The organism is Tsukamurella asaccharolytica (genome assembly GCF_007858435.1).
GTDB classification, from domain to species: domain Bacteria; phylum Actinomycetota; class Actinomycetes; order Mycobacteriales; family Mycobacteriaceae; genus Tsukamurella; species Tsukamurella asaccharolytica.
Genome location: NZ_VIGW01000001.1, coordinates 44,643 through 68,060, shown reverse-complemented (window position 1 = coordinate 68,060; position 23,418 = coordinate 44,643). Strand labels below are relative to the sequence as shown.

Sequence of the window (23,418 nt, the reverse complement as noted above, 5' to 3'; positions counted from 1 at the left end):
GCCGCCGGGGTCCGACACGCAAGCGCACCCCCGGTCGCCGAAGTTCCGATCAGCTCGACCCGAACGCTCGCGCGTCACGCAGCCGCGGTGTTTACTGGGCCGATGGGATGGGTGGCGGCGGCGGCCGGACGCGTGGGGGTCGCTGCGCCCACCCTGCTCCTGGCCTCCCTGGTCATCTTCGCCGTGCTGCACGCGGTTCCCGGTGACCCCGCGGTGGCGCTCGCCGGTGCGGACGCCTCGCCCGCGACCCTGGAAGCGCTCCGGCACGAGCTGGGCCTCGACCGGCCGCTGGTGGTGCAGTACCTGCAGTGGCTGGGCGGGGCGCTCACCGGCGACCTCGGCCGCTCCTACGTGATCGGGGGCCGGATCGATACGCTCCTCGCCGACGGTCTGCGCAACACCGTCGTCCTGGGAATCACCGCCCTGGTGATCGCGGTCGTGATCGCCGCGGTGCTCTCGTTCGCCGCAGTCGCCTCGCGCGCGGCCTGGGTGCGTTCGGCGATCGCCGGTTTCGAGGTGATCGGGATCGCAGTGCCGCCGTTCGTGACCGGCGTCCTGCTCGTCGAGTTCTTCGCGGTCGTGTGGCCGCTGCTGCCCGCGGGAGGCACCCCGCCGCGCGGTTACACCGACGACCTCGGGATCACGCTCCAGTATCTGCTGCTCCCCGCCCTCTGCCTCGCGATACCGGTGGCCTCGACCCTCACCCGGTTCTTCTCCGAGGCGCTGCGCACCGAGTGGGCGCGGCCGTACGTCCTGACTGCGCGCGCCGCCGGTGTACCGGCGGGCCGGATTCTGGTGCGGGGCGCGGCCCGCAACGCCCTTCCCGCGGTCGTCACGGTGTTCGGCATCCAGGCCGGTCAGTTGCTCGGCTCGGCGGTGCTGGTCGAGGCGATCTTCGCCTGGCCGGGTCTCGGACAACTCCTCGGACAGGGCATCGCGGCGCGCGACTATCCGGTGGTGCAGGCGGTCCTGCTCCTGGCGGTCACCGTGTTCATCGTGATCGCTCTCCTCACCGATGCCGCGTACCGCCTGCTCGACCCCACCAGGAGGCCGGTGTGAAGGCGCCGCGCACGCTCGTCGTCGGCTTCGCCCTGCTGGCGGTGCTCGTCGTGCTCGGCGTCGCCGCTCCGCTCCTGGCGCCCGAGGACCCGCTCCGGCAGATCCCCGGAGCGAATCTCCTGCCACCGGGCGGCGGGCACCCCCTGGGCACCGACGACCTCAACCGGGACGTCCTCAGCCGCGTGCTGTACGGAATCCGGACCAGCCTGTTCGTCACCTTCAGTGCCGTCCTGATCGCGGCGGTGGTCGGCGTCGGGCTGGGCGTCGCCAGCACCACCCACCGGGTGGTCGACACCACCCTCGCGCGCGTCTCCGACGTCGTGCTCGCCTTCCCCGCGCTGATCCTCGCGATCCTGCTCACGGCGCTGCGCGGACCGGGCATCGTCACCGTCGTGCTCGCGATCGCCGTCGCCGAGGCCCCGGTCTTCCTCCGGCTGACCCGCGCCGAGATCCTGCGTCTGCGCGGAACCGCCTACGCCGAGGCGGCCCGGGTCGCCGGCGCGTCGCCGCGCACCGTCCTCACCAAGCACGTGCTGCCCAACGCGCTCGAGCCGCTCGCCGTGCAGGTGGCGCTCGCGCTCTCCCTGGGCGTCTTCGTCGAGTCCGCCCTGAGCTTCGTCGGCGTCGGGGTGCGGCCGCCCACGCCGTCCCTGGGCTCGGTGCTGGCGGGAGCGGTGAACAACTGGGATGCCAACGCGGCGTACGCGTGGGGCCCGCTGGTCGCGATCGTCGCCCTGTCGCTCGCCCTGCTGCTCATCGCCCGAGGATTCGCGGGGGCCCGCCGATGACCGCGCCGCTGACCATCACCGGTCTGACCATCACCCGCCCCGACGGCCGGGTGCTCGTCGACGGCCTGGACCTGACCGTCGCCGCGGGCTCCGTCACGGCGCTGGTCGGCGAATCGGGTTCGGGAAAGACGCTCACCGGCCTCGCGATCCTCGGACTCCTGCCGCAGGGGTTGACGGCCACCGGCAGCATCGAGCTCGGCGACGAGCAGGTGATCGGCCGGCCCGAGAACGAGCTCAGAGAGTTGCGAGGGACGCGCGCAGCGTTGGTCTTCCAGGAACCGCAGTCGGCGCTCAATCCGTCGCAACGGATCTGGCGGCAGATCCACCAGGTGCTCCGCGCCCACAAGCGGGTGTCGCGCGCCGACGGCCGGCGCCGCGCGGTCGAACTCCTGGCCGACGTGGGGATTCCCGATCCCGACACCCGCGCGGACTGGTACCCCCACCAGCTCTCCGGCGGGCAGAAGCAGCGCGTGGTCATCGCGCTCGCCCTCGCCGCCGAGCCGGCGCTCCTCATCGCCGACGAACCGACGACGGCCCTCGACGTCACCGTCCAGGCGCAGATCCTGACGCTGCTCCGCGACCTGCGCGACCGGAAGGGGCTTGCGGTGCTGCTCATCTCGCACAATCTGGGTGTCGTGGCCGACCTCGCCGACACCGTGACCGTCGTGCGCCAGGGCGAGACCGTCGAGAGTGCGCCGGTCGACGAGTTGTTCGCGAATCCGCAGGCGGGGTACACCCGGGACCTGCTCGCCGCCGTTCCGCGCCTGCCCGCCGCGCCGTCGGACCCCGCCCCGTCGGACCCCGAGTCGCCGGAGCCGGTGGTGCGCGTCGAGGGGATTCGCGTCCTGTTCGCCGGCACCGCCGCCCTGGACGGGGTGGATCTCGTCGTGGGGCGCGGTGAGGTGGTGGGTCTCGTCGGTGAATCGGGCTCCGGGAAGACGACGCTGGGCAGGGTCCTGCTCGGGCTCCAGCCGATCGATGCGGGAGTCGTCGACGTGCGCGCGACGCGGCGCGCGCTGATCCACCAGGACCCGTACGCCTCGCTCGATCCGCGGTGGGACATCGGTCGGATCGTGGTGGAGCCGCTGTACATCGCGGGCGAACGCGACGACCGGATCCTGCGGGAGCGCGCCGCCGACCTGATCGACGCGGTGCGCCTGCCCAGCGACGTTCTGCGGCGCCGTCCCTCCGAGCTGAGCGGCGGGCAGCGGCAGCGGGTCGCCTTCGCGCGGGCCCTGGCGTCGGCGCCGGAACTCCTCGTCGCGGATGAGCCGACGAGCGCCCTGGACGTTTCCGTGCAGGCGGGCGTACTCGACTTGTTCCGGGAGCTGCATGCGGAGTTCGGGTTCGCCGCGGTCTTCGTCACCCACGACCTGGCGGTGGTGGGCGAGGTGGCGGACCGCGCGGTGGTCCTGCGCCAGGGCCGTGTGGTCGAGGAGGGGCCGGCGCGGGCCGTGCTGGCGGCGCCGCGATCCGAGTACGCGCGCGACCTCGTCGCCGCCGTCCCGGTCCCGGACCCGGTGGAGCAGCGGTCCCGACGGAAGGGGATCCGATGAGCGGAGTGACGAGGCGTTCGGTTCTGTTGGGGGCGCTGGGAATCGGGGCGGCCGGGGTGCTCTCCGGATGCACGTCCGCCGTGCAGCAGGCGCGGGAGGCGAACACCGCGCCGGGAACCGTCGGCGGCACCCTGGTCCTCGGCTCTCTCGCTGACATCGATCCGAAGTCGATCTACAGCCAGTCCGTCACGACGATGGCGATCGGGCTGTTGGTGTGGGACACGCTGATCCGCTACGACCGCCGCACCCGGACGCCGACGCCGGCGGTGGCCCGATCCTGGGAGGCCGCGCCCGACGGGCTGAGCATGACCCTGCGCCTGCGGGACGACGTCCGCTTCCACTCCGGTCGTGCCCTCACCTCGAAGGACGTCGCGTACGCGGTCTCGGTGTACGCGTCCGATGCGGCGGGATCGCAGCTGCAGGCGGCCGCCAAGGCGGTGACCGCCGTCGAAACCCCGGACCCGCTCACCGCGGTACTCCGCTTCGCCGCGCCCGTTCCCAACATCTTCGACCTGCTCGAATTCATGTTGCTGGTGGACGAGAACTCTGCCGCGGGCCTGCGCGCCGGCACGGAATTCGTGGGCACGGGGCCGTTCCGGTTCGACGGCCGCGAGGTCGCGGCGACCGCGCGGTTCCGCCGTTTCGACGACTACTGGCGGGGGCCGGCGCGCCTCGACGGCGTCGTCCTGCGAGTGGTCAGGGATTCGGGCGCATTGCTCACGTCCATTCGCGCCGGCCAGTCGGATCTCGTCCTCGACGCTGCGCCCCGCGCGCTGCGGCAGTTCCGGGACGAGTCGCTGTACCGGGTCACGACCGGCGACGTCGATGACGCCGCGTACTACGTGGGTGCCAACGTCGCGTCGCCGGCGCTGGCGGACAAGCGCGTGCGGCAGGCGATCTCGTACGCCGTCGATCGGGATCGGATCGCGAAGGAGGTGTTCGCCGGCGCGGCCCAGCCGAGCTCGGCCCCGTGGGCGGCCACCTCACCCGGATACGATGCCGCGGCCGCGGCGCACTACCGGAAGGATCCCGCCCGGGCGCGGGCCCTGCTCGCCGAGGCGGGCGGCCCCCGTCGTCTGACCCTGAGCTACCCGACCGGTCTGGCGGCGGCGCCGGCGATCGCCGCGATCGTGCAGAACGATCTCGTGGAGGCCGGGGTGGAGGTGGACCTCGATCCCCGCGAGCAGGCGGCCTTCTCGCCCTTCCTCAAGTCCGGTCAGCACCAATTGTGGGTGGGCCCGCACGGCTTCGGCCAGTCCGACCCGCTGACGCTCGCGGCGGGCGCCGCACCCTTCAAACCGAAGGGCAACCTGTCGGGCTTCTCGGCTCCCGAGTACACCGCGCTCGTCGCGCGACTGGCGGAGGCCGGCCCGGGACGGCCGGCCGTCCTGCGCGAGTACACCGAGTACCTGCTGGACCAGCAGTTCATCGTCGACCTGGTGGTCTCGCCCGCCACGTACGTCTCGCCGGCGCGGGTCAAGGGCCTGGATTGGAACCTCTACAAGTACATCGACCTGCACGGCGTGACGATCCGCTGATCACAGCCACCGGTAGCGAACTTCCGGCCGTCCCCGCCCGCCGTACTCGGTGACCCGCTCGCACAGCCGGTCGTCCGCGAGACGCTCCAGGTACCGCCAGGCGGTGACCCGCGACATCCCCGTGCGCGCGGCCACGTCGGCGGCGCCGAGGGCCCCGTCGGCGTGCCGCAGCGCGCCGGTCACGGCCTCCAGGGTCGACGGTGCCAGCCCCTTCGGCGCGGTCGTCGCCGCGGGCGCCTCCCGCAGCGCGGCGAAGGCGGCGTCCACCTCGCGTTGGCCCACGTCGCCGCCGCCCAGCGCGTCGCGGAACGAGAGGTAGCGGCGCAGTCGGTCCGCGAAGGCGGCGAACGTGAAGGGCTTGATGAGGTAGAGGATCGCGCCGCTCGCCATGGCGCCGCGGACGGTCTCCATGTCGCGGGCCGAGGTGATCACCATGACGTCGGGGCGCGGCCGCACGCCCGCGAGGTCCGCCGCGAGGTCGAGGCCGCTGCGGTCCGGCAGTCCCACATCGGCGAGCACCAGATCGACGGGCGGGCCGGCGACGGCGGACCGGCGGACCTCGCCCAGCGCGGCGGCCGCCGTGCCGGCGATCCCGGCGACCTCGAATCCGGCTACGCGCCGGACGTATTCGACGTGCGCTCGAGCGATCTGCGGCTCGTCGTCGACCACCAGCACCCGGATCGTCGTCATCGGTCTCCCTCCGGCAGGCGCACCGTCACCCGCGACGGTGCGCGCTGCGCCTCGATCGTGCCATCCGCCTGGCGCACCACCTGATCGACCAGGGCGAGCCCGAGCCCGCCGCCGTGCAGCCGGGCGCCGCGGTCCTTCGTCGAGTAGCCGCGGGTTCGGGCGCGGGTGAACTCGTCGGCGGACATGCCCGGCCCGCTGTCGGCGACCCGCAGCTCCCAGTCCCCGTCGTTGCTCGACGCCGAGAGCTCCACCCAGCCGCCCGGCCCGGCGGCGTCGATCGCGTTGTCCACCAGGTTGCCCAGCAGCGTGAGCAGTTGGACGTCGGGCAAGGGAGCGCGGGCGAGGTCGGTGCCCTCGGCCACGGTCAGCTCGACGTCGAGCGCGGACGCGGTCGCGGTCTTCGCAACGAGCAGCGCGACGGCGGACGGGGTGGGATCCCCGGCGAGCCGGTCGATGAGCCGCTGCGCGGCGGAGCGGTCGGCGACGGCCAGGTCCGCGGCCGCCTCCTCCTCGCCGAGCTCGATCATCGTGACCACCGCGTGCAGCCGGTTGGCGTGCTCGTGGGCCTGCGCGCTCAGCGCGTCGGCGAGGGAGCGGGCGGTGTCGAGCTCGCCGAGGACGGTCTGCAGCTCGGTGCGGTCGCGCACGGTGAGCACGGTCCCGAGGGGGCCGGTCGGGCCGGTGACGGGGCGGCGGTTCACGAGGAGCACGCGGCTGCCGGTCACGTGCAACTCGTCGGTCAGGTCGGCGGCGCCGCGCAGTGAGGGCGGCAGGTCGCGCTGCCCCACGTCGCCGTCCGCGAGCTCCAGCAGCCGCCGGGCCTCGTCGTTGACGACCCGGGCGGGCCCGTCGGGCGCGTCGGCGTCGAAGACGAGGAGACCCTCCGACAGCGTGTGCAGCACCGCGTCGTGGTGCTCGTAGAGGCCGCGCAGGTCGTGCGCGGACAGCCCGAGCGTCTGGCGGCGCAGTCGCCGCTGGGCGAGCGCGGAGAGCGCGACCAGCAGGAGCAGCGCCACGGTGACGAACGCCAGGATGCGGGGCAGCGCGTCGCGCACCTGGTCGCCCAGCCGGGCGCGGGTCACGCCGGCGGCGACCAGCCCCACGACCGTGCCGGACGCGTCGTACACGGGCGTGACGGTGCGGACCGACGGTCCGAGGCTGCCCGCGAACGTCTCCGTGAAGGTCTCGCCGGCGAGGGCACGGTCGATGGTGCCGGTGAACTTCCCGCCGATCAGCGCGGGATCGGCGTGGCTCAGGCGGGTGCGGTCCGGCCGCATGACCACGACGAAGTCGAGGCCGCCGAGTTTTCCGATGCGCTGCGCCACCGGCTGCACGACCGCGGAGCCGTCGGGGGCGGCGAGCGCCGTCACCGTCGACGGCGAGGCCGCGAGCGCTACCGCGGCGGCGCGGGTCTGCTCCCGGGCCGTGCGGTCACCGTCGTCCCTCGCCTGTGCCACGACCAGCCACGACGCGCCGACGGCGATGGTCAGCAGGATCGCCACCTGGGCCAGGAAGGACTGGGCGGCGACGCTGCGTGCTCTGTTCCTCACACGCACGACGTTTACACAATGAACACAAGCTGTGCTGCAGATCACAGTTCTTCCAGTATCGATCCAGGCTCGTTCCAGACCCATCGACCGAGGAGGACGCCGTGGCGGCTCAAGGAAAACGTGACCGGACGCACTGGCTCTACATCGCGGTGATCATCGCCGTCGTGGCAGGCGTGACCGTGGGCCTGGTGGCCCCCGAGTTCGGCAAGGGGCTCAAACCCCTCGGCGACCTCTTCGTCAGCCTGATCAAGATGATGATCAGCCCGGTGATCTTCTGCACCATCGTGCTGGGCATCGGCTCGGTGCGGGCCGCGGCCAGCGTCGGCAAGATCGGCGGCATGGCGCTGGGCTACTTCATCGGCATGTCGACGTTCGCCCTCGGTATCGGGATCGTGGTGGGTAACCTGCTCAAGCCCGGCACCGGCCTCGGCATCCACGCCGACCCGACCGTCGGCGCGAAGTACGCGGACCAGGCGCACGCCGCGGGTGGCACGTGGGGCTTCATCCAGGGCATCGTCCCGGAGACGCTGTTCTCCGCGCTGACCGCGGGCAGCGTGCTCCAGGCGCTGTTCGTCGCGCTTCTCGTGGGCTTCGCGCTGCAGGCGATGGGCCCCGCCGGCGAGCCCGTCGTGCGGGCGATCGGCGTGCTGCAGAAGCTGGTCTTCCGCATTCTGGTGATGGTCCTGTGGCTGGCACCCGTCGGTGCCTTCGGTGCGATGGCCGCCGTCGTCGGCGCGACGGGCTTCGACGCCGTGATCCAGCTCGGCTGGTTGATGCTCGCCTTCTACATCACCTGCGCGCTGTTCGTCTTCGTCGTGCTCGGCGGGCTGCTGCGCTTCGTCACCGGCCTCTCGGTGTTCAAGCTCGCCCGCTACCTGGGCCGCGAGTACCTGCTCATCGTCGCGACGTCGTCCAGCGAGTCCGCCCTGCCGCGGCTGATCGCCAAGATGGAGCACGCGGGCGTGGAGAAGACCACGGTCGGCATCGTGGTGCCCACCGGCTACTCCTTCAACCTGGACGGCACCGCGATCTACCTGACCATGGCCTCGTTGTTCATCGCCGACGCGATGGGCTCGCCGCTGAGCTACGCGGAGCAGTTCTCGCTCCTACTGTTCATGATGATCGCCTCGAAGGGCGCCGCGGGCGTCACCGGTGCCGGCCTCGCGACGCTCGCCGGCGGCCTGCAGAGTCACCGCCCCGAACTGCTCGGCGGCGTCAGCGTGATCGTCGGCATCGACCGGTTCATGTCCGAGGCCCGCGCGCTGACCAACTTCTCCGGCAACGCGGTCGCCACCCTGCTCATCGGGAAGTGGACCTCGACCGTCGACCTGGCGCAGACGCAGCGCGTGCTCGACAAGCAGGACCCGTTCGACGAGGCGACGATGGTCGACGATCACGGAGCCGAGGCCCCCGCCGCCCCGGAGGCGAAGGTCACCGCCGCACACTGACCGATCGCCGCAGGCAGCCGTCCCGACCGTTCGCGGTCAGGACGGCTGCAGCCGGTGTGCCAAGTCCTTCGCGGACTTCTCGTCGAAGTCGCCGGTGACCAGCAACCGGCCGCCGGTGATCCGGTCGGCGACGGTGGGCGCGGAGACCACGCGGCCGCCGATGACGATTGCGATCCGCTTGCCCACGTTGCGAGCGGTGAGATCGGCCACGGCCTTGGCGTCGGGATCGGCCAGTTCGAGAGTGACCGCCCAGCGATTCTGGTTCTGCGGCAGGAAGGCGCTCGCGCGCTTGACGGGGGTACGGGTCACCGAGGGGGCGACCGCGTACAGGAAACGCCCAGCGGTGTCGCATATCCGGGCGGGTTCCGTGGCGGCGGGGCCGCCCTTCTGGCACTGTTCCGGGGTGGTCGGGACCGCGCTCGTCACCAGTCGCACCTGTGGCACCTGCGGCGCGGTGACCGGCTCGCCGTGGGCGACGCCCTGATATGCGGTCGTCGCGGTCGCCGCGGCGATCATCGCAGCAACACCGAGAACTCGTACGCTTCGTCTCCCCATGTCGCGAGATTACACCGAGAATGTTCGATGTTCAGAGGAATCTGGCGCGGACCGATTCCTCCGTGAGCCCGTAGTCCGCGAGTGAGTAGGTGTGGTTGGGGCGGCGGGCGCCGGAGCGGCTGGCCTCGTGCATCGCTGCCATCGCCCGTCGCGCGTCGTCGGTGAGGTCGAGTCCGAAGGATCCGTAGATCGACCCGACGGTGCCGAGCGGGTCGGCCACCAGGTCCCGGTAGTCCACGTCCACGAACTGGGCCCCGCGCCCGGCGGCGGTGTGGCGCGCACGGGCCTCGTCGAATGCGGCGAGCCCGCGGGCCCAGGTGTCCAGTTGGTCGGCGCCGATCGTCGCGCCGGTGAACGCCGTCGACCAGCCCTCCGTGGCGTGCTGCGCGAGCGAGCAGACCGAGGCGATGATCGTCTCCGCCGGACGGTGACACTGCACGATCAGGGCGTCCGGGTACACCTCGAGCACGGCGTCGAGCGCGAACAGGTGGCTCGGGTTCTTGAGCACCCACCGCTTGCCGGGGTCGTTCATGCCGATCAGCTGCAGGTTCCGCTTGTGCCGGCGGTAGGCGGGCGTCCAGTCCTGTTCGGCCAGCCACGCCGCGTACGACGGGACGTGCGCGAGGCACTCGTAGGAGACGGAGTGCACCGACTGGCGCAGCAGCTGCCAGCACTCCTCGACCTCGGCGGCCGACATGTAGTGCAGCCCCATGAATTCGGGGTGCTCGGTGTGGTGCTGCGCGTACTGCTCGTCGAGGAGCCGGTAGACGGGGTTCTCGGTCCACGTCGCGCGCGGTGGCCGTGGCTGCGGCACCTCCGCCAGCCACATCTGCAGGCCCTGGTTGCCGGGGTCGGCATCGAGCAGCCGGTGCAGCGCCGTGGTTCCCGAGCGGGGGAGGCCGGTGACGAACATCGGCCGCTCGACGACGGTCTCGGCGTGGCCGGGGTTCGCCGCGAAGGCCGCCTCGCTGATGAGGCGGGTGGAGAGCGCGCCGCGGAGGAAGACTCGCGAGAGCTTCGAGCCGAGCTCGGTGAGCGCGGCCTCCTCGCGGTAGGAGTCGAGGAGGACCTGCAGGGCCTCGCGGTAGCCGTCCGACGGGTCGCCGAAGTCGCTGAGCCCGGTGCGCCGCATCGCGGACTCGTGCAGGTCGTCGACCGTTCCGACCCGGGTGCCGGCGACGTTGGTGCTTTCAGACATGGAATTCTCCGCAGTTGACGTCGAGCGTCTGGCCGGTGATGCCGGACGCGCGGGGGGAGGCGAGGAAGAGGACGGCCGAGGCCACCTCGTCCTCGGTGGGCAGGCGCCGCAGGTCCGAGTTCTTCGCCGCGTCGGCGTAGTCCTCCTCGACGGTGACGCCCTTCGTGCTCGCGCGGTACGCGAAGTAGGCCTTGAGCGTGTCGCCCCAGATCCAGCCCGGCACCACGGAGTTGATCCGGATGCCCTCGGGGCCGAGCTCGGTGGCGAGGGACTGCGCGAGCGCGAGCTGCGCCGTCTTGCCGGCCTTGTAGCCGCCGTAGCGCAGATCGGAGTGGCGGATCACCATCGAGTTCACGTTCACCACGGCCCCGCCCCCGTCCGCCTCCGCGAGGGCCTCGCGGAAGGCGAGCACGGTGCGCAGCGCGCCGAGCGCCATGAGGTCGACGCTCTGCAGGATGTGCGCCGGCTCGGTGTTCACCAGGCGCTGCATGGAGGGATAGGTGAAGGCGTTGTTGACCACCGCGTCGACCCGCCCGAAGCGTTCCTGCACCTGCGCGGCGAGCGCGGCGAGCGAGTCCTCGTCGGTGATGTCCGCCGGGATCGCGGCGGCGGCGCCACCGGCACTGTTGATCTCGGCGGCCATGGCCTCGAGGCGGTCGGCGGTGCGCGCGACGAGGACGACCTGCGCGGCCTCGTCGGCGAACCGTCGGGCGAGGACGGCGCCCAGGGCCGGTCCCGCCCCCGCGATGACGACGACCCTGCCGTCCAGCCCCAGCCCGGGCATCAGCCGACCATCCTTTCGCCGATGAGCCTCGCCCGCTCCGCGATCCGGGCTCTCCAGGACTCGGGGGCGATGCGGTTGGACTCGTAGTGGGGGAGGTGCTGCGCGACGTCCGCGATCGGAACCACCTGCGCGGTCGGCCCGTCGGCGGCCGTGAGCGGGGAAGAGGTGCGCTGCCAGCGGAACTGGAGGTAGCCGCGACGATGGCCGAGCGTCTCGATCCAGTTGGTGAGGCCGGGGTCGTTCCGCGCGACCACGATCCGGATCATGCCGTCCGGATCGACCTGCGCCTGGGCGCCGTTGAGCGAGGTCTGGTGGTTGATGTAATCGAGCGAGATGTACCAGAGGCTGCCGAGCTGGAAGCCCAGGTACGGCGCGTCGCCGCGGGGCACCGTGATGATCAGCGCCTGATCGTCGGCGAGGTCGTAGTGCCCCACCGAGGAGAACTGGGTGGCGAGGCCGCCGGGGGTGAGGCGCGGGGCCGTCAGGGTGTTCACCGGCAGCGGGTCGTAGAACCATTGCGGGAACTGCAGCCAGGTCTTCACGCGGTTCACCAACTGCTTGCCCGCGGCGGCGTACCGCTTGGCCATGAGCTCGGGGGTGAGCGGCGGTGGCGCGGTGCCGGCGGTGTCCGTGCGGGCGATGGCGAAGGTGCTGCGCCGCGCCGACCAGTCGTCGAAGACCTCGCGGATCACCAACTGCGCCTTGCCGGCCGGCAGCCGGAAGTAGTCCGGCCCCGGCTCCCCGGGGCCGAACCGCACCTCGAACCTGCCGTCGTCATCGATGGTGAGTTCGCGGTCGTCGAAGGCCACGGCGCTGGCCGGCACGTTGTCGTCGGTGTACTCGCCGCCGCCGAGCACCTGGAAGCTGATGTCGCGGGTGGTGCCCCGGCGGCCCGTGACCACGTACTCGTGCGCGCCGTCGACCCGCGCGCCGAAGTACAGCGTGTCCGGGTTGTCGAGGCCCATCTTGGTGAACGGCCCGGTGCCGCTGAGCAGGAACGGATGATCCTTGTCGAAGTGGAAGGCGCCGTGCACGCAGGCCGCCACGCCCTGTGCGAGGTACTGCAACCCCTCCAGCAGGTCGGCTTCGGTCTCGATGTGCGGTGCCGCGGCGACGAGACCCTCGGCCTCGGTGATCGCCGCGACGAGCGGATCGCTGTACATCCCACCTCCGGTAGTGGTACAAATGTGGACCATTGCGGTAGAACCTGTTCCAGACCGTAGGCGCAGGCGTCGGCGAGTGTCAAGGAGAAGCGATGACGGAATCAGTGGAACCGGTGGAGCCGCCCGGACGGGCGGCGCGGATCTCGCCGCCCACCGCGCGCGTCGTGGCCGTGCTCGACTTCCTGTCCCGGCACGAGCGCGAGCGGTTCGGGATCTCGGAGCTCGCGCGACGCGTCGGGCTGAGCAAGCCCACCTGCCTCGGCATCGCCGCCACCCTGGTCGAATCCGGATACCTGATCCGCGACGACCGGGACAAGACCTACCGCCTCGGCCCGGCCCTGATCCCTCTCGGGCGGGCGGCTCGCACGTCGCTGCGGGCCGACCCCGCGGGCGGCGACGTGCTCACCGGGCTGTGGGAGGCCTTCGGGCATCCGGTCTCGCTCTCGGGCGTGGTCGGCGATCGGGTGACGGTGCTCGACGTGGCCGTCGACCCGGTGCGCCCCGCGATGGTGAAAGTCGGTGACAGTTACCCGTTCACGCCGCCGATCGGGCTCATGTACGTGCTCTGGGACCGCACCGGCCGGCTCGAGCGGTGGCTCGCCCGCGACCGGACCCGCGCCGACGGTGACCGTCTCGCCCGGGTCATCGAGACCTGCCGCGCCGATGGCTACCTCGTCGAGCTGCTCACCCCCGCGGGGCAGCAGCTGTACCGGCTCATGGCGGGTGTGCCGGGTGACATCCCCGCGGAGTTGCGCGCGCTGCTGGGGGAGGTGGTCGCCGGTATCGGCGACCGAGTCCACCTGCGCGACGAGGCGGGGGCGGCCGGCGAACCGCAGAACGTCAGCGTGATCTCGGCACCGGTCTACGACGGCGACGGGGCCCAGGCGATGGTGGCGAGCCTGTACGTCAGCGCCGAGTTGGACGAGCCCGGCATCGCGGAGCGGGCTGCCGCCCTCATCGCCGCCGCCGACCGGATCACGGTGCGCATCGGGGGTCGCAAGCCCCGGTCGTGACGTTGACAGGCCGTGAGAACAGGTTCTAGTCTTCCGGAACAGAAATGGACCGAAGTGGTCCAAATATGAACCGGAGGTTCGGCGTGGTGGAAACGATGGTCGCCGCAGATCATCTGCGGGTCCTCGAGGCGGAGGCGGTGTACGTCTTCCGGGAGGTGGCCGCCACCTTCGAGCGGCCCGTCCTACTGTTCTCGGGCGGCAAGGACTCGGTGGTCATGGTGCACCTCGCGGCCAAGGCGTTCTGGCCCGCGGCGATCCCGTTCCCGGTGCTGCACATCGACACCGGCCACAACTTCGACGAGGTGCTCGCCTTCCGCGACGAGCTCGCACGGCATCGGGGGCTGCGGCTCGTGGTCGGCCGCGTGCAGGACGACATCGATTCGGGCGCCGTCGTCGAGCCCACCGGCCCGGGCGCCACCCGCAATCGGCTGCAGACCGCGACGCTGCTGCGCACGCTCGGCGAGCACCGGTTCGACGCCGCCTTCGGCGGGGCGCGTCGCGACGAGGACAAGGCGCGCGCCAAGGAGCGCATCTTCAGCTTCCGGGATCGCTTCGGGCAGTGGGATCCCCGCGCGCAGCGCCCCGAACTGTGGAACATCTTCAACGGGCTGCACCAGAAGGGGGAGCACATCCGCGTGTTCCCGCTCTCCAACTGGACCGAACTCGACATCTGGCAATACATCGCCGCCGAGGCGATCGATCTGCCCCCGCTGTACTACGCGCACGAGCGCGAGGTGGTCGAACGCGACGGCATGCTGCTCTCGACGGGGCCGCTCGTCGACGTCCTTCCCGGGGAGACGCCCGAGATCCGGACGGTGCGGTTCCGCACCGTCGGGGATGCGACCTGCACCGGCGCCGTGGAATCGGGCGCCACCACCCCGGAGGCCGTCGTGGCCGAGGTCGCCACCACCCGGATCACCGAGCGCGGCGCGACCCGCGCCGACGACCGGATCTCGGAGGCGGGCATGGAGGACAGGAAGAAGGAGGGCTACTTCTGATGGAGATCCTGCGCATCGCGACTGCCGGCAGCGTGGACGACGGCAAGTCCACGCTCATCGGGCGTCTGCTCTTCGAGTCCAAGGCGGTGCTGGAGGACCAGCTCAGCGCCGTCGCCGCCACCACCGCCGCCCGCGGCGAGGAGGGCGTCGACCTCGCGCTGCTCACCGACGGCCTGCGCGCCGAGCGGGAGCAGGGCATCACGATCGACGTGGCCCACCGCTACTTCGCCACCGCGACCCGCAAGTTCATCCTCGCCGATACCCCCGGGCACGAGCAGTACACCCGCAACATGGTCACCGGGGCGTCGACCGCCGACGTCGCGCTGATCCTCGTCGACGCGCGGCACGGCCTCACCCGGCAGTCCCGCCGGCACGCCTTCCTGACCTCGCTGCTCGGCGTCGAGCACGTCGTGCTGTGCATCAACAAGATGGATCTGGTCGGCTTCGACCGTGCCCGCTTCGACGCCATCCGCGCCGAGTTCGCCGAGTTCGCGGCGAAGCTCGAGGTGCACGACGTGGAGGCCATTCCGGTCTCGGCCCTGTTGGGCGACAACGTGACCGAGCGGTCGGGCAACACGCCCTGGTACGACGGCCCGTCGCTGCTCTACCACCTCGAGAACGTGCACGTGGTGAGTGACCGGAACCTCATCGACGCGCGCCTGCCGGTGCAGTACGTCATCCGGCCCCAGGGCACGGAAGCGGAGCGCAACGACTTCCGCGGCGTGGCGGGCACCGTCGCGTCCGGGGCGTTCGCGATCGGCGACGAGGTGGTCGCGCTCCCGTCGGGCTTCACCACGACGGTGGCCGAGCTCTACCGGCCCGGCGGCGCGAAGGTCGATCGGCTGCAGGCCGGGGAGGCCGCGTGCGTACGGCTCGCCGACCACCTCGACGTGGGCCGCGGCGACGTGCTGTGCCGGCCTGCCAACCGGCCGCAGTCCGCGACCGACCTGGACACCACCGTGTGCTGGTTCTCCGACACCGCGACGCTCACCGTGGGTGCCGAGTACCGGATGCTGCACGCCCACAGCTCCGAGCCGGTGCGGGTGGAGGCGCTGGACTACCGGCTCGACACCAGTACGCTGCACCGCGACCAGGACGCCACTGAACTCGGACTCAACGACATCGGCCGCGTGCGGCTCACCGCCCGCCGGCCCGTCCTCTTCGACCCGTACCGGCGCGGCCGCACCCTCGGCAGCTTCGTGCTCGTCCACCCGCAGACCAACGAGACCGTCGCCGCCGGGATGATCACCGGCCCGACGCTGAAATCCACCGCGGTGGTCTGGCACGGCGCGGCCGTGCGGCGCGAGGACCGCTCGACCCGTGGCGGCACCGTCTGGCTGACGGGGCTCTCCGCGTCCGGCAAGTCGACGGTGGCGTGCGAACTCGAGCGCCTCCTCGTCGCGCGTGGCGTGCCGGCCTATCGGCTCGACGGCGACAACCTGCGGCACGGCCTCAACGCCGATCTCGGCTTCTCCGCCGCCGACCGCGCCGAGAACGTGCGCCGCGTGGGCGCCGTCGCGCAGCTGCTCGCGGACGCGGGCACCGTCGCGATCGCGTCGCTGATCAGCCCGTACACCGCGGATCGCGACCGGATCCGGGCCCAGCACGAGGAGGCGGGCCTGCCTTTCGTCGAGGTCTTCGTGGACACCCCCGTCGCGCTGTGCGAGCAGCGCGACCCGAAGGGTATGTACGCGAAGGCGCGGGCGGGCGAGATCGCTGATTTCACCGGCGTGAGCGCTCCCTACGAAGTGCCGGAACGGCCCGAGCTGGTGCTGCGGCCGGAGGACGGCGAGCCCGCCGAACAGGCGCTGCTGGTGCTCGACCGCTGGCTGACGATCTGGCCGTGAATCACCCGTCTAAACTGGGCTGGTGCACGTAGACACGGTGACCCACGCCGCCTCCACGCCCGATGTCGACCAGCCGTACCGCGAGCTCGGACTCAAGGACGACGAGTACCGGAGGATCCGCGAGATCCTGGGCCGCCGACCCACGGATGCCGAGCTCGCCATGTACTCGGTGATGTGGTCCGAGCACTGCTCCTACAAGAGCTCCAAGGTGCACCTGCGGTACTTCGGCGAGACCACCACCGACGAGATGCGGTCGACGATGCTCGCGGGCATCGGCGAGAACGCGGGTGTCGTGGACATCGGCGACGGCTGGGCCGTGACCTTCAAGGTCGAGTCGCACAACCACCCGTCGTACGTGGAGCCCTACCAGGGCGCCGCTACCGGCGTGGGCGGCATCGTCCGCGACATCATGGCCATGGGCGCCCGGCCCATCGCCGTGATGGACCAGCTGCGCTTCGGCCCGGCGGAGGCCCCCGACACCCGCCGCGTGCTCGACGGGGTCGTGCGCGGCGTCGGCGGCTACGGCAACTCCCTCGGCCTGCCCAACGTGGGCGGTGAAACCGTCTTCGACGCCTCCTACGCGGGTAACCCGCTGGTCAACGCGCTGTGCGCCGGCGTGCTGCGCACGGAGGACCTGCACCTCGCCTTCGCCTCGGGCAAGGGCAACAAGATCATCCTGTTCGGCGCCCGCACCGGCCTCGACGGCATCGGCGGCGTCTCCGTGCTCGCCTCCGAGAGCTTCGATGCGGACGAGAAGCCGAAGAAGCTGCCGTCGGTGCAGGTGGGCGACCCGTTCATGGAGAAGGTGCTCATCGAGTGCTGTCTGGACCTGTACCGCGAGAAGCTCGTGGTCGGCATCCAGGACCTCGGCGGCGCCGGCCTGTCCTGCGCCACCTCCGAGCTGGCGGCGGCGGGCGACGGCGGCATGTACGTCGACCTCGACCAGGTGGCCTGCCGCGCCCAGGGCATGAGCGCCGCGGAGATCCTCTCCTCCGAGTCGCAGGAGCGCATGTGCGCCGTGGTGACGCCGGAGAACGTCGACGCCTTCATGGCCGTGTGCGCCCGCTGGGACGTGCTCGCCACGGTGATCGGTGAGGTCACCGACGGCGAGCACCTCGTCATCGACTGGCACGGCGAGACCGTCGTCGACGCCCCCGCGCGCACGATCGCGCACGACGGCCCCGTCTACCAGCGCCCCGTCGAGCGGCCCGCCTTCATGGACGCGCTCATCGCAGACACCACCGCCGGCCTGCGGCGCCCCGAGTCCGACGACGAGCTGCGCGCCACCGCGCTGAAGATGCTCGCCTCGCCGGCGCTGTGCTCGCGCAAGTTCATCACCGAGCAGTACGACCGGTACGTCCGCGGCAACACCGTGCTCGCCGAGAACGCCGACGGCGGCGTCATCCGGATCGACGAGACCACGCAGCGCGGCATCGCCCTCTCCACCGACGCCTCGGGCCGCTACACCTACCTCGACCCGTACGCCGGCGGCCGGCTCGCGCTCGCCGAGGCCTACCGGAACGTCGCCGTCACCGGCGCCACCCCGAAGGCCGTCACCGACTGCCTGAACTTCGGCTCGCCGGAGGATCCGGGCGTGATGTGGCAGTTCCAGCAGGCCGTGCACGGTATCGCCGACGGCTGCGTCGAACTGGGCATCCCCGTGACCGGCGGCAACGTCAGTTTCTACAACCAGACCGGCAGCACCGCGATCCTCCCGACGCCGGTGATCGGTGTGCTCGGCGTCATCGACGACGTCCGCCGCCGCATCCCGACGGGCCTCGGCACCGAGCCCGGCGAGACGCTGTACCTCCTCGGCGATACGCACGACGAGTTCGACGGTTCCATCTGGGCCCAGGTCGAGCACGACCACCTCGGCGGCGTCCCGCCGCGCGTGGACCTGGGTCGCGAGAAGCTGCTCGCCGACGTGCTCACCGCCGCGTCGCGCGACGGCCTCGTCTCCGCCGCGCACGACCTCTCCGAGGGCGGCCTGTGGCAGGCCGTCGTCGAGGCCGCGCTCGCGGGCGAGACGGGCTGCCGCCTGCTGCTCCCCGAGGGGGCCCAGGATGTTGCGGGCGCCTTCGTCCAGCTGTTCTCGGAGTCGACGGGCCGCGTGCTGGTCGCGGTGCCGCGCACCGAGGAGACCCGTTTCGCCGCCGTGTGCGCCGCCCGCGAGCTCCCGGCCGTCCGCATCGGCGTGGTCGACCAGGGCAGCGACTCGGTCGAGGTCCAGGGCCGGTTCAGCGTCACGCTGGCCGACCTGCGCGCCGCACACGAGGGCACCCTGCCCGCACTGTTCGCCTGATGGCGGCTCCGACCGGCCAGGAGAGCGTGCCCGAGGCGGGCCTGCACGCCGGGCTCCGCGCCCGACACCTGATCATGATGAGCCTGGGCTCGGCGATCGGCGCCGGCCTGTTCGTCGGCGCCGGCAAGGGGATCGCGCTCGCCGGCCCGGCGGTGCTCATCGCCTACGCCGTGGCCGGGCTCGTCGTCATCGCCGTGATGCGGATGCTGGGCGAGTTGGTGGCCGCCGACCCGAACCCCGGCGCCTTCTCGCACTACGCCGGGCGCGCGCTCGGGCCGGGCGCCGGCTTCGCCGTCGGCTGGCTGTGGTGGGTGCAGCTGTGCCTGGTGGTGGCCGCGGAGGCCGTGGCCGCGGCGGCCATCCTGAACGGGCTGCTGCCCGGCGGGCCGCCCGTCTGGTTGTGGGCGCTGCTCTTCATGGCCGCGCTGACCGCGCTGAACCTCGCCGGAGTCCGTGGCTTCGGCGAGTTCGAGTTCTGGTTCTCCCTGATCAAGGTCGTCTTCGTGGCGCTCTTCCTGATCATCGGTGTGGGCTACCTCCTCGGGTGGACGGGCGAACCGTCGCCCGGGCTCGGCAACCTCACCGACTTCGCGCCGCATGGGATCAGCGGCGTCGTCGCGGCCCTCCTGGTGGTGGCCTTCGCCTTCGGCGGCATCGAGATCGTCGCGGTCGCCGCGGCCGAGACCCGGGACCCCGAGCGCACCGTCGGGCGCGCGATCCGCGCCACCGTGTGGCGGATCCTGGTCTTCTACGTCGGCAGCGTCGCGGTGATCCTGCTCGCCCTGCCCTGGGACGATCCGGCCGTCGCGAAAGAGCCCTTCGTGGCGGTGCTGCGGGCCGCCGGGTTGCCCGCGGTCGGCACCACCCTCGGCGTGGTCATCGTGGTGGCGCTGCTGAGCTCGCTCAACGCGAACCTGTACGGCAGTTCGCGGATGCTGTACTCGCTCGCCGAGCGGAGGATGGCGCCCGCGGGCTTCGGGCGCGCGAACGCCTCGGGCGTGCCCGTCCTCGCGGTGCTCGCCAGCTCGGTCATCGGCTTCCTCGCCGTGCCCGCGACGTACGTGTGGGGTTCGGAGGTCCTGGACCGGCTGCTCGCCGTCGTCGGGTCGACGCTCATCGTCACCTGGCTCGCGACCATCGTCTCGCAGATCGTGCTGCGTCGCCGCGCCGATCGCGACGGCACGCCGCTCCCGCTGAAGATGTGGGGCTACCCCTACCTGTCGTGGGCGGTGCTCGTGGTGCTGCTGGGCATCGTCGTGCTCGCGATCGCCAACGACGACGTCCGCTACCAGGTGCTCTCGACCGCCGGGATCGTAGCGCTGCTCTGGGTCGCCGGGACGGTGCACGCGCGCCGTCAGGCCCGCCGGGCTCCCTTGGAGCGGTAGAGGCCCGCGTCCGCCGCGACGATGAGCGCCTCCACCGAGGAGCCCGTCTCGGCGGTGTCGGCTGTGCCCACGCTCGCGCCGATGCGCACCACGTGCGCCGGGGCGTCGTCCGTGGCGGGCAGTCCGATGGGCGTGGACAGTGAGCGGTGCACGAGCTGCGCCGCGTCGGCGGGCAGGAAGGGCGGCGAGACGAGGACCGCGAACTCGTCTCCGCCCACGCGGTACAGAGTGCCGACACCTGTCAGCGAGGTGCTGATCCGGGCGGCCGTGGCGATCAGGAGCTGATCGCCCACGGCGTGTCCGAGCCGGTCGTTGATCCCCTTGAACCCGTCGAGGTCCACGAGACAGAATCCGACCGGGGCCGATCGCCGCGCCGCGAGATCCTCCTGCAGCCGCCGGCGGTTCGGGAGCCCGGTGAGCGGATCGTGGTGCGCGAGATGGCTGAGCTCGGCGTGCGTCGCCAGCAGCTCCGTGACGTCGTGCCCGGCGCCGACGAGCAGCGGCGGTCGGTCGCCCTCCGCGGGCACCCGGCTCAGCGCCCAGCGGCCGACGCTGGTGTCGCCCAGGAAGCGCAGCCGCCGGTGCTCGAGGAACCGGGTGACGCCCTCGTCGTCGGCGTCGGCCAGCTCCCGCAGGACTCTTGCCACGTCGGCGGGGTCGTCGGAGAGGAGCGGGCGAACGTCGTCGCCCGACGGCCCGAGGAGCGTCGGATTGGCCTCCATCATGCGGGTCATCGCGGAGCTCGCCTCGAGGATGCGGCCCCGCTCGTCGGCGACGAAGACCGGCGAGCGCGCGTGCTCGAACATCACCCGCAGTCGTGCCTGCGCCTGCCGCTCACCCTCCTCGGCCGACCGTTGGGCCAGCTGTGCGGCGCGATGAACGACGGCCTGCCCGTCGATGATCCGCCGAGTGAGCGCCTCGGCGTAGCCGGCGGCGTACTCCGCGAGGATCAGCGCCGTCCGCCGCCGGACCTCCGCCGACGGCTCCCGGGTCAGCGTGTCCGGCAGGGTCGCGATGGCGCGTCCGCCCGCCGCGGCCCCTGCGGGCACGGTGATCTGCAGCGAGACCAGCAGGCTCCCGACCTCGCGGCCCACCGCCGGGTCGAAGGGGTCGGAGCCGAGCGCCGCGATCACGGATTGGAACGCGGCCAGTAGCTCGGCGCGGACCACGGACGCGGGCAGCGGCAGGTAGACGTCGTCGGCGATCGCGAGGAGGAACTCGTCCACGAGGAGCGCGACCACGGAATCACCGCGCGCGAGGAAACCCAGCGGTGATGAGGACTCCGGCATACCCCTCCTCACTCGGCTTCTGATCCGACAGCATACGTGGGCGATGCGGTTCGACTAGATTGCGTGTTGCAATGACGTATCTCGAATCGACCAGCGCACCGTCGACGGTCCCGCTGGACATGGATCGGCCGAACGGCTCCCGGCTGTACGACTACTTCCTGGGTGGCACGAGTTACCTGCCCGTCGACCGGGACGCCGGTGAGGAGATCGCCCGCGAGGCCCCGCATTGGGCGCTCGGGGTGCGCTTGACCAGGACCTTCGCGCGTCGCGCGGTGCAGACGATGGCGAACGCGGGCGTCGAGCAGTTCCTCGACCTCGGCGCGGGCGTCACGGCCGGTGGGACGGTGCACGAACTGGCGCGCCTGGTCAATCCCGCGGCGCGGACGGTGTTCGTCAACCGCGAGCCGATCGCGTACGAGCTGGGACGTCAACTCGTGGGCGACGACCCGGGTGCCGGCGTCCTCAAGCTCGATGTCCGCGACGCCGATGCGGTCCTGAAGCACCCGGTGACGCGCGGTCTCATCGACTTCGACCGGCCCGTCGGGCTGCTCGCCGTCGGCACGTTCGTCCTCCTCGGCGATCGGGGCGACCCCGGCCGCCTGCTCCGGAGGTATCGCAGCGTCATGGTGCCCGGCAGCATGATCGCCCTCTCGCACGTCTCGGGCGAATCCGCGCATCCGGAGATCGCGGCCGAACTGCGCTGGATGCGTAGGCGTTACGAGCGATCCTCCATTCCGCTGGACATGCACCCCCGGGCAGAGATCCTCTCCTGGCTCGACGGCACGGAGATCCTCGAGCCCGGCCTGGTCCGGTACGGCCGGTGGCGTCCCGAATTCCCGCTCACCGAGGCGCAGTTGCGGTGCGACTACGGCTATGTCGGCCTGGGCCGGATCGTCTGACCGAGCGCCGGTCAGCGCGCGATCGGCAGGGTCGTCACGATCCGGTCCGACGGTGTGCTCGCCCCGCCGGGGCGCTCGATCGAGATGCCGAAGGTGGCCGCGCCGTCGATCGACGTGACCGCAGCCGTCGTCGTCGGCCGGACGTCGGCCTGCGACATCGTGCCGCGGGAGCGGGCGCCGCCGCCCGGGTCCATCAGCCACATCTGGTAGACGGTGCCGTCCTGCGGCGGCGGGACGTCGTTCATCAGCACCACGCCGGCATTGCGCTCGCGCGAGTAGATGAACGAGATCGTCGCGTCGCCGACCCGGGTCTGCGCGCTCCGGGCGTCGGGCGCCGCGAGCACGATCTCCGCCTCCGACGGTGCGGGAGCATCCGACCCCGCGAAGATCGAACGACCGAGCACGACACCGGCGGCGACGGCGACGACCACGACGGCGGCCGCGGCCGCGGCGCGCAGCGCCGTGCGCGACGCTGCGGGTGAGCGGCGCCGGCGCAGCGGCGTCACGCCCGGGTCGTCGACGACCTGGCCGAGGACGCGGTCGAAGATCTCCGCGGGCGGCTCGACCGCGTACCGCGCGGCCTGGGCCGCCATCGTCTCGCGCACCGTTCCGACCCGGGCGTCGAAGTCCTCGCGCACCTCGGCGGTCGCGGCCGAGCGCGCGGCCTCGACGGACGCGCGTTCGTCGGCGTCGAGGGCGTGCAGCGCGTAGACCTCGGCGTCGTCGAGGAGCGGATCCTCGCTCCCGGTGCTGTTCGGGGTTTCGCTCATGACGTTCTTCCGAGGGGTTCGAGGCAGCGGCGCAGGCGCGCGATCCCGTCGCGGATCCGGCTCTTGACCGTGGCGAGCGGGGCGTCCAGGCGCTCCGAAACCTCGCGGTAGGTGTGGCCGCCGTAGTAGGCGAGGGTGAGGGCGTCGCGCTGGGGAACGGTGAGCGTGTCCAGGCAGTCCACCACGGCGCCCGAGTCCTCGCGCTGCTCGTTCGTCTCGGCCACCACATCGTGGGGACGCTGGTAGCTCGCGTGGGCGAAGCTGTTCTCCCGCTCGCTGCGCGAGCGCTCGGCGCGGACCCGGTCGACGGACCGGTGATGGGCGATGGTCACCAGCCAGGCCTCGGCGGAGCCGCGCGCGGCGTCGAACTCGGCCGCCTTGCGCCACGCCTCGAGGTACACCTCCTGGGTGATCTCCTCGCCGTAGCCACGGTCCCCGATGACGCGCAGGGCGGTTCCGTAGACCAACCGGCCGGTGCGCTCGTAGAGGTTGCGGAACGCCCCGACGTCACCGTTCGCGGTGCGCTCGAGCAGGTCGTCGGCCTCGGTTCGCGCACGTGTCATCCGCGTGCCTCCTTCGTCCCGCA

At 71.9% G+C, this 23,418-nt stretch carries 20 protein-coding genes; 11 read left to right on the top strand and 9 right to left on the bottom strand.

Annotation, left to right across the window (positions count from 1 at the left end):
* The first annotated feature begins 102 nt into the window (after window positions 1-102).
* The 4 genes from FK529_RS00310 to FK529_RS00295 are packed head-to-tail and all read left to right on the top strand — an operon-like array spanning window position 103 to window position 4,941.
* Window positions 103-1,059: an ABC transporter permease gene (locus FK529_RS00310; RefSeq protein WP_146558471.1), complete on the top strand. Its 957-nt coding sequence runs from the start codon at window positions 103-105 to the stop codon at window positions 1,057-1,059.
* Entirely contained in the window at window positions 1,056-1,847 is a 792-nt protein-coding gene (locus tag FK529_RS00305; RefSeq protein ID WP_146558469.1) for an ABC transporter permease, read from the top strand. The genes FK529_RS00310 and FK529_RS00305 overlap by 4 nt, the downstream gene beginning before the upstream one ends.
* Entirely contained in the window at window positions 1,844-3,403 is a 1,560-nt protein-coding gene (locus FK529_RS00300; protein WP_146558467.1) for an ATP-binding cassette domain-containing protein, read from the top strand. Before FK529_RS00305 ends, FK529_RS00300 begins: the two co-directional genes overlap by 4 nt.
* Entirely contained in the window at window positions 3,400-4,941 is a 1,542-nt protein-coding gene (locus FK529_RS00295) for an ABC transporter substrate-binding protein (RefSeq protein WP_146558465.1), read from the top strand. The genes FK529_RS00300 and FK529_RS00295 overlap by 4 nt, the downstream gene beginning before the upstream one ends.
* On the opposite strand, the gene FK529_RS00290 is transcribed toward FK529_RS00295, so the two are convergent.
* Both FK529_RS00290 and FK529_RS00285 read right to left on the bottom strand, forming a co-directional pair.
* The gene (locus tag FK529_RS00290; RefSeq protein ID WP_146558463.1) at window positions 4,942-5,631 is read right to left on the bottom strand and encodes a response regulator; all 690 of its coding nucleotides are present in this window, start codon (window positions 5,629-5,631) and stop codon (window positions 4,942-4,944) included. It lies immediately after the preceding gene.
* Window positions 5,628-7,181 (bottom strand): sensor histidine kinase, encoded by a 1,554-nt coding sequence (locus FK529_RS00285; RefSeq protein WP_231702854.1) that lies wholly within the window; start codon window positions 7,179-7,181, stop codon window positions 5,628-5,630. The genes FK529_RS00290 and FK529_RS00285 overlap by 4 nt, the downstream gene beginning before the upstream one ends.
* 101 nt (window positions 7,182-7,282) lie before the next feature.
* Here FK529_RS00285 and FK529_RS00280 point away from each other — a divergent pair, with 101 nt between their 5' ends.
* A complete protein-coding gene (locus FK529_RS00280) occupies window positions 7,283-8,629 on the top strand; it encodes a cation:dicarboxylate symporter family transporter (RefSeq protein WP_146558459.1) in 1,347 nt (448 codons plus the stop codon).
* Between the two features lie 36 nt (window positions 8,630-8,665).
* Here FK529_RS00280 and FK529_RS00275 read toward each other — a convergent pair whose 3' ends face one another.
* From FK529_RS00275 to FK529_RS00260, 4 genes are read right to left on the bottom strand one after another with little or no spacing between them, the layout of a single operon-like run.
* Window positions 8,666-9,184, bottom strand: coding sequence for a SecDF P1 head subdomain-containing protein (locus FK529_RS00275; protein WP_146558457.1), 519 nt, complete (start codon window positions 9,182-9,184; stop codon window positions 8,666-8,668).
* Between the two features lie 31 nt (window positions 9,185-9,215).
* Entirely contained in the window at window positions 9,216-10,382 is a 1,167-nt protein-coding gene (locus FK529_RS00270; RefSeq protein ID WP_146558455.1) for a sulfotransferase family protein, read from the bottom strand.
* A complete protein-coding gene (locus tag FK529_RS00265) occupies window positions 10,375-11,166 on the bottom strand; it encodes an SDR family oxidoreductase (protein ID WP_146558453.1) in 792 nt (263 codons plus the stop codon). The genes FK529_RS00270 and FK529_RS00265 overlap by 8 nt, the downstream gene beginning before the upstream one ends.
* Complete coding sequence (locus tag FK529_RS00260; protein WP_146558451.1) at window positions 11,166-12,329, bottom strand: DUF1214 domain-containing protein; 1,164 nt, start codon at window positions 12,327-12,329, stop codon at window positions 11,166-11,168. Before FK529_RS00260 ends, FK529_RS00265 begins: the two co-directional genes overlap by 1 nt.
* Window positions 12,330-12,421: 92 nt before the next feature.
* Here FK529_RS00260 and FK529_RS00255 point away from each other — a divergent pair, with 92 nt between their 5' ends.
* From FK529_RS00255 to FK529_RS00235, 5 genes are all read left to right on the top strand, one after another.
* Window positions 12,422-13,342: an IclR family transcriptional regulator gene (locus FK529_RS00255; RefSeq protein ID WP_146558449.1), complete on the top strand. Its 921-nt coding sequence runs from the start codon at window positions 12,422-12,424 to the stop codon at window positions 13,340-13,342.
* Window positions 13,343-13,407: 65 nt separating this feature from the next.
* A complete protein-coding gene (gene cysD, locus FK529_RS00250) occupies window positions 13,408-14,340 on the top strand; it encodes a sulfate adenylyltransferase subunit CysD (RefSeq protein WP_146558447.1) in 933 nt (310 codons plus the stop codon).
* Window positions 14,340-16,187, top strand: coding sequence for an adenylyl-sulfate kinase (cysC, locus tag FK529_RS00245; RefSeq protein WP_146558445.1), 1,848 nt, complete (start codon window positions 14,340-14,342; stop codon window positions 16,185-16,187). The genes cysD and cysC overlap by 1 nt, the downstream gene beginning before the upstream one ends.
* A gap of 22 nt (window positions 16,188-16,209) precedes the next feature.
* Window positions 16,210-18,489: a phosphoribosylformylglycinamidine synthase subunit PurL gene (gene purL / locus FK529_RS00240; RefSeq protein ID WP_193559642.1), complete on the top strand. Its 2,280-nt coding sequence runs from the start codon at window positions 16,210-16,212 to the stop codon at window positions 18,487-18,489.
* A complete protein-coding gene (locus tag FK529_RS00235) occupies window positions 18,489-19,874 on the top strand; it encodes an amino acid permease (RefSeq protein ID WP_146558441.1) in 1,386 nt (461 codons plus the stop codon). Before purL ends, FK529_RS00235 begins: the two co-directional genes overlap by 1 nt.
* Here the strand turns inward: FK529_RS00235 and FK529_RS00230 are convergent.
* Window positions 19,844-21,163 (bottom strand): diguanylate cyclase domain-containing protein, encoded by a 1,320-nt coding sequence (locus FK529_RS00230; RefSeq protein WP_146558439.1) that lies wholly within the window; start codon window positions 21,161-21,163, stop codon window positions 19,844-19,846. The two genes, FK529_RS00235 and FK529_RS00230, sit on opposite strands and share 31 nt — an antisense overlap.
* Window positions 21,164-21,234: 71 nt before the next feature.
* On the opposite strand from FK529_RS00230, the gene FK529_RS00225 reads away from it, so the two are divergent.
* Complete coding sequence (locus FK529_RS00225) at window positions 21,235-22,062, top strand: SAM-dependent methyltransferase (protein WP_146558437.1); 828 nt, start codon at window positions 21,235-21,237, stop codon at window positions 22,060-22,062.
* Between the two features lie 11 nt (window positions 22,063-22,073).
* Here FK529_RS00225 and FK529_RS00220 read toward each other — a convergent pair whose 3' ends face one another.
* Window positions 22,074-22,832 (bottom strand): anti-sigma factor, encoded by a 759-nt coding sequence (locus FK529_RS00220; protein WP_146558435.1) that lies wholly within the window; start codon window positions 22,830-22,832, stop codon window positions 22,074-22,076.
* Entirely contained in the window at window positions 22,829-23,395 is a 567-nt protein-coding gene (gene sigK, locus FK529_RS00215; RefSeq protein ID WP_146558433.1) for an ECF RNA polymerase sigma factor SigK, read from the bottom strand. Before sigK ends, FK529_RS00220 begins: the two co-directional genes overlap by 4 nt.
* Window positions 23,396-23,418 lie beyond the last annotated feature (23 nt).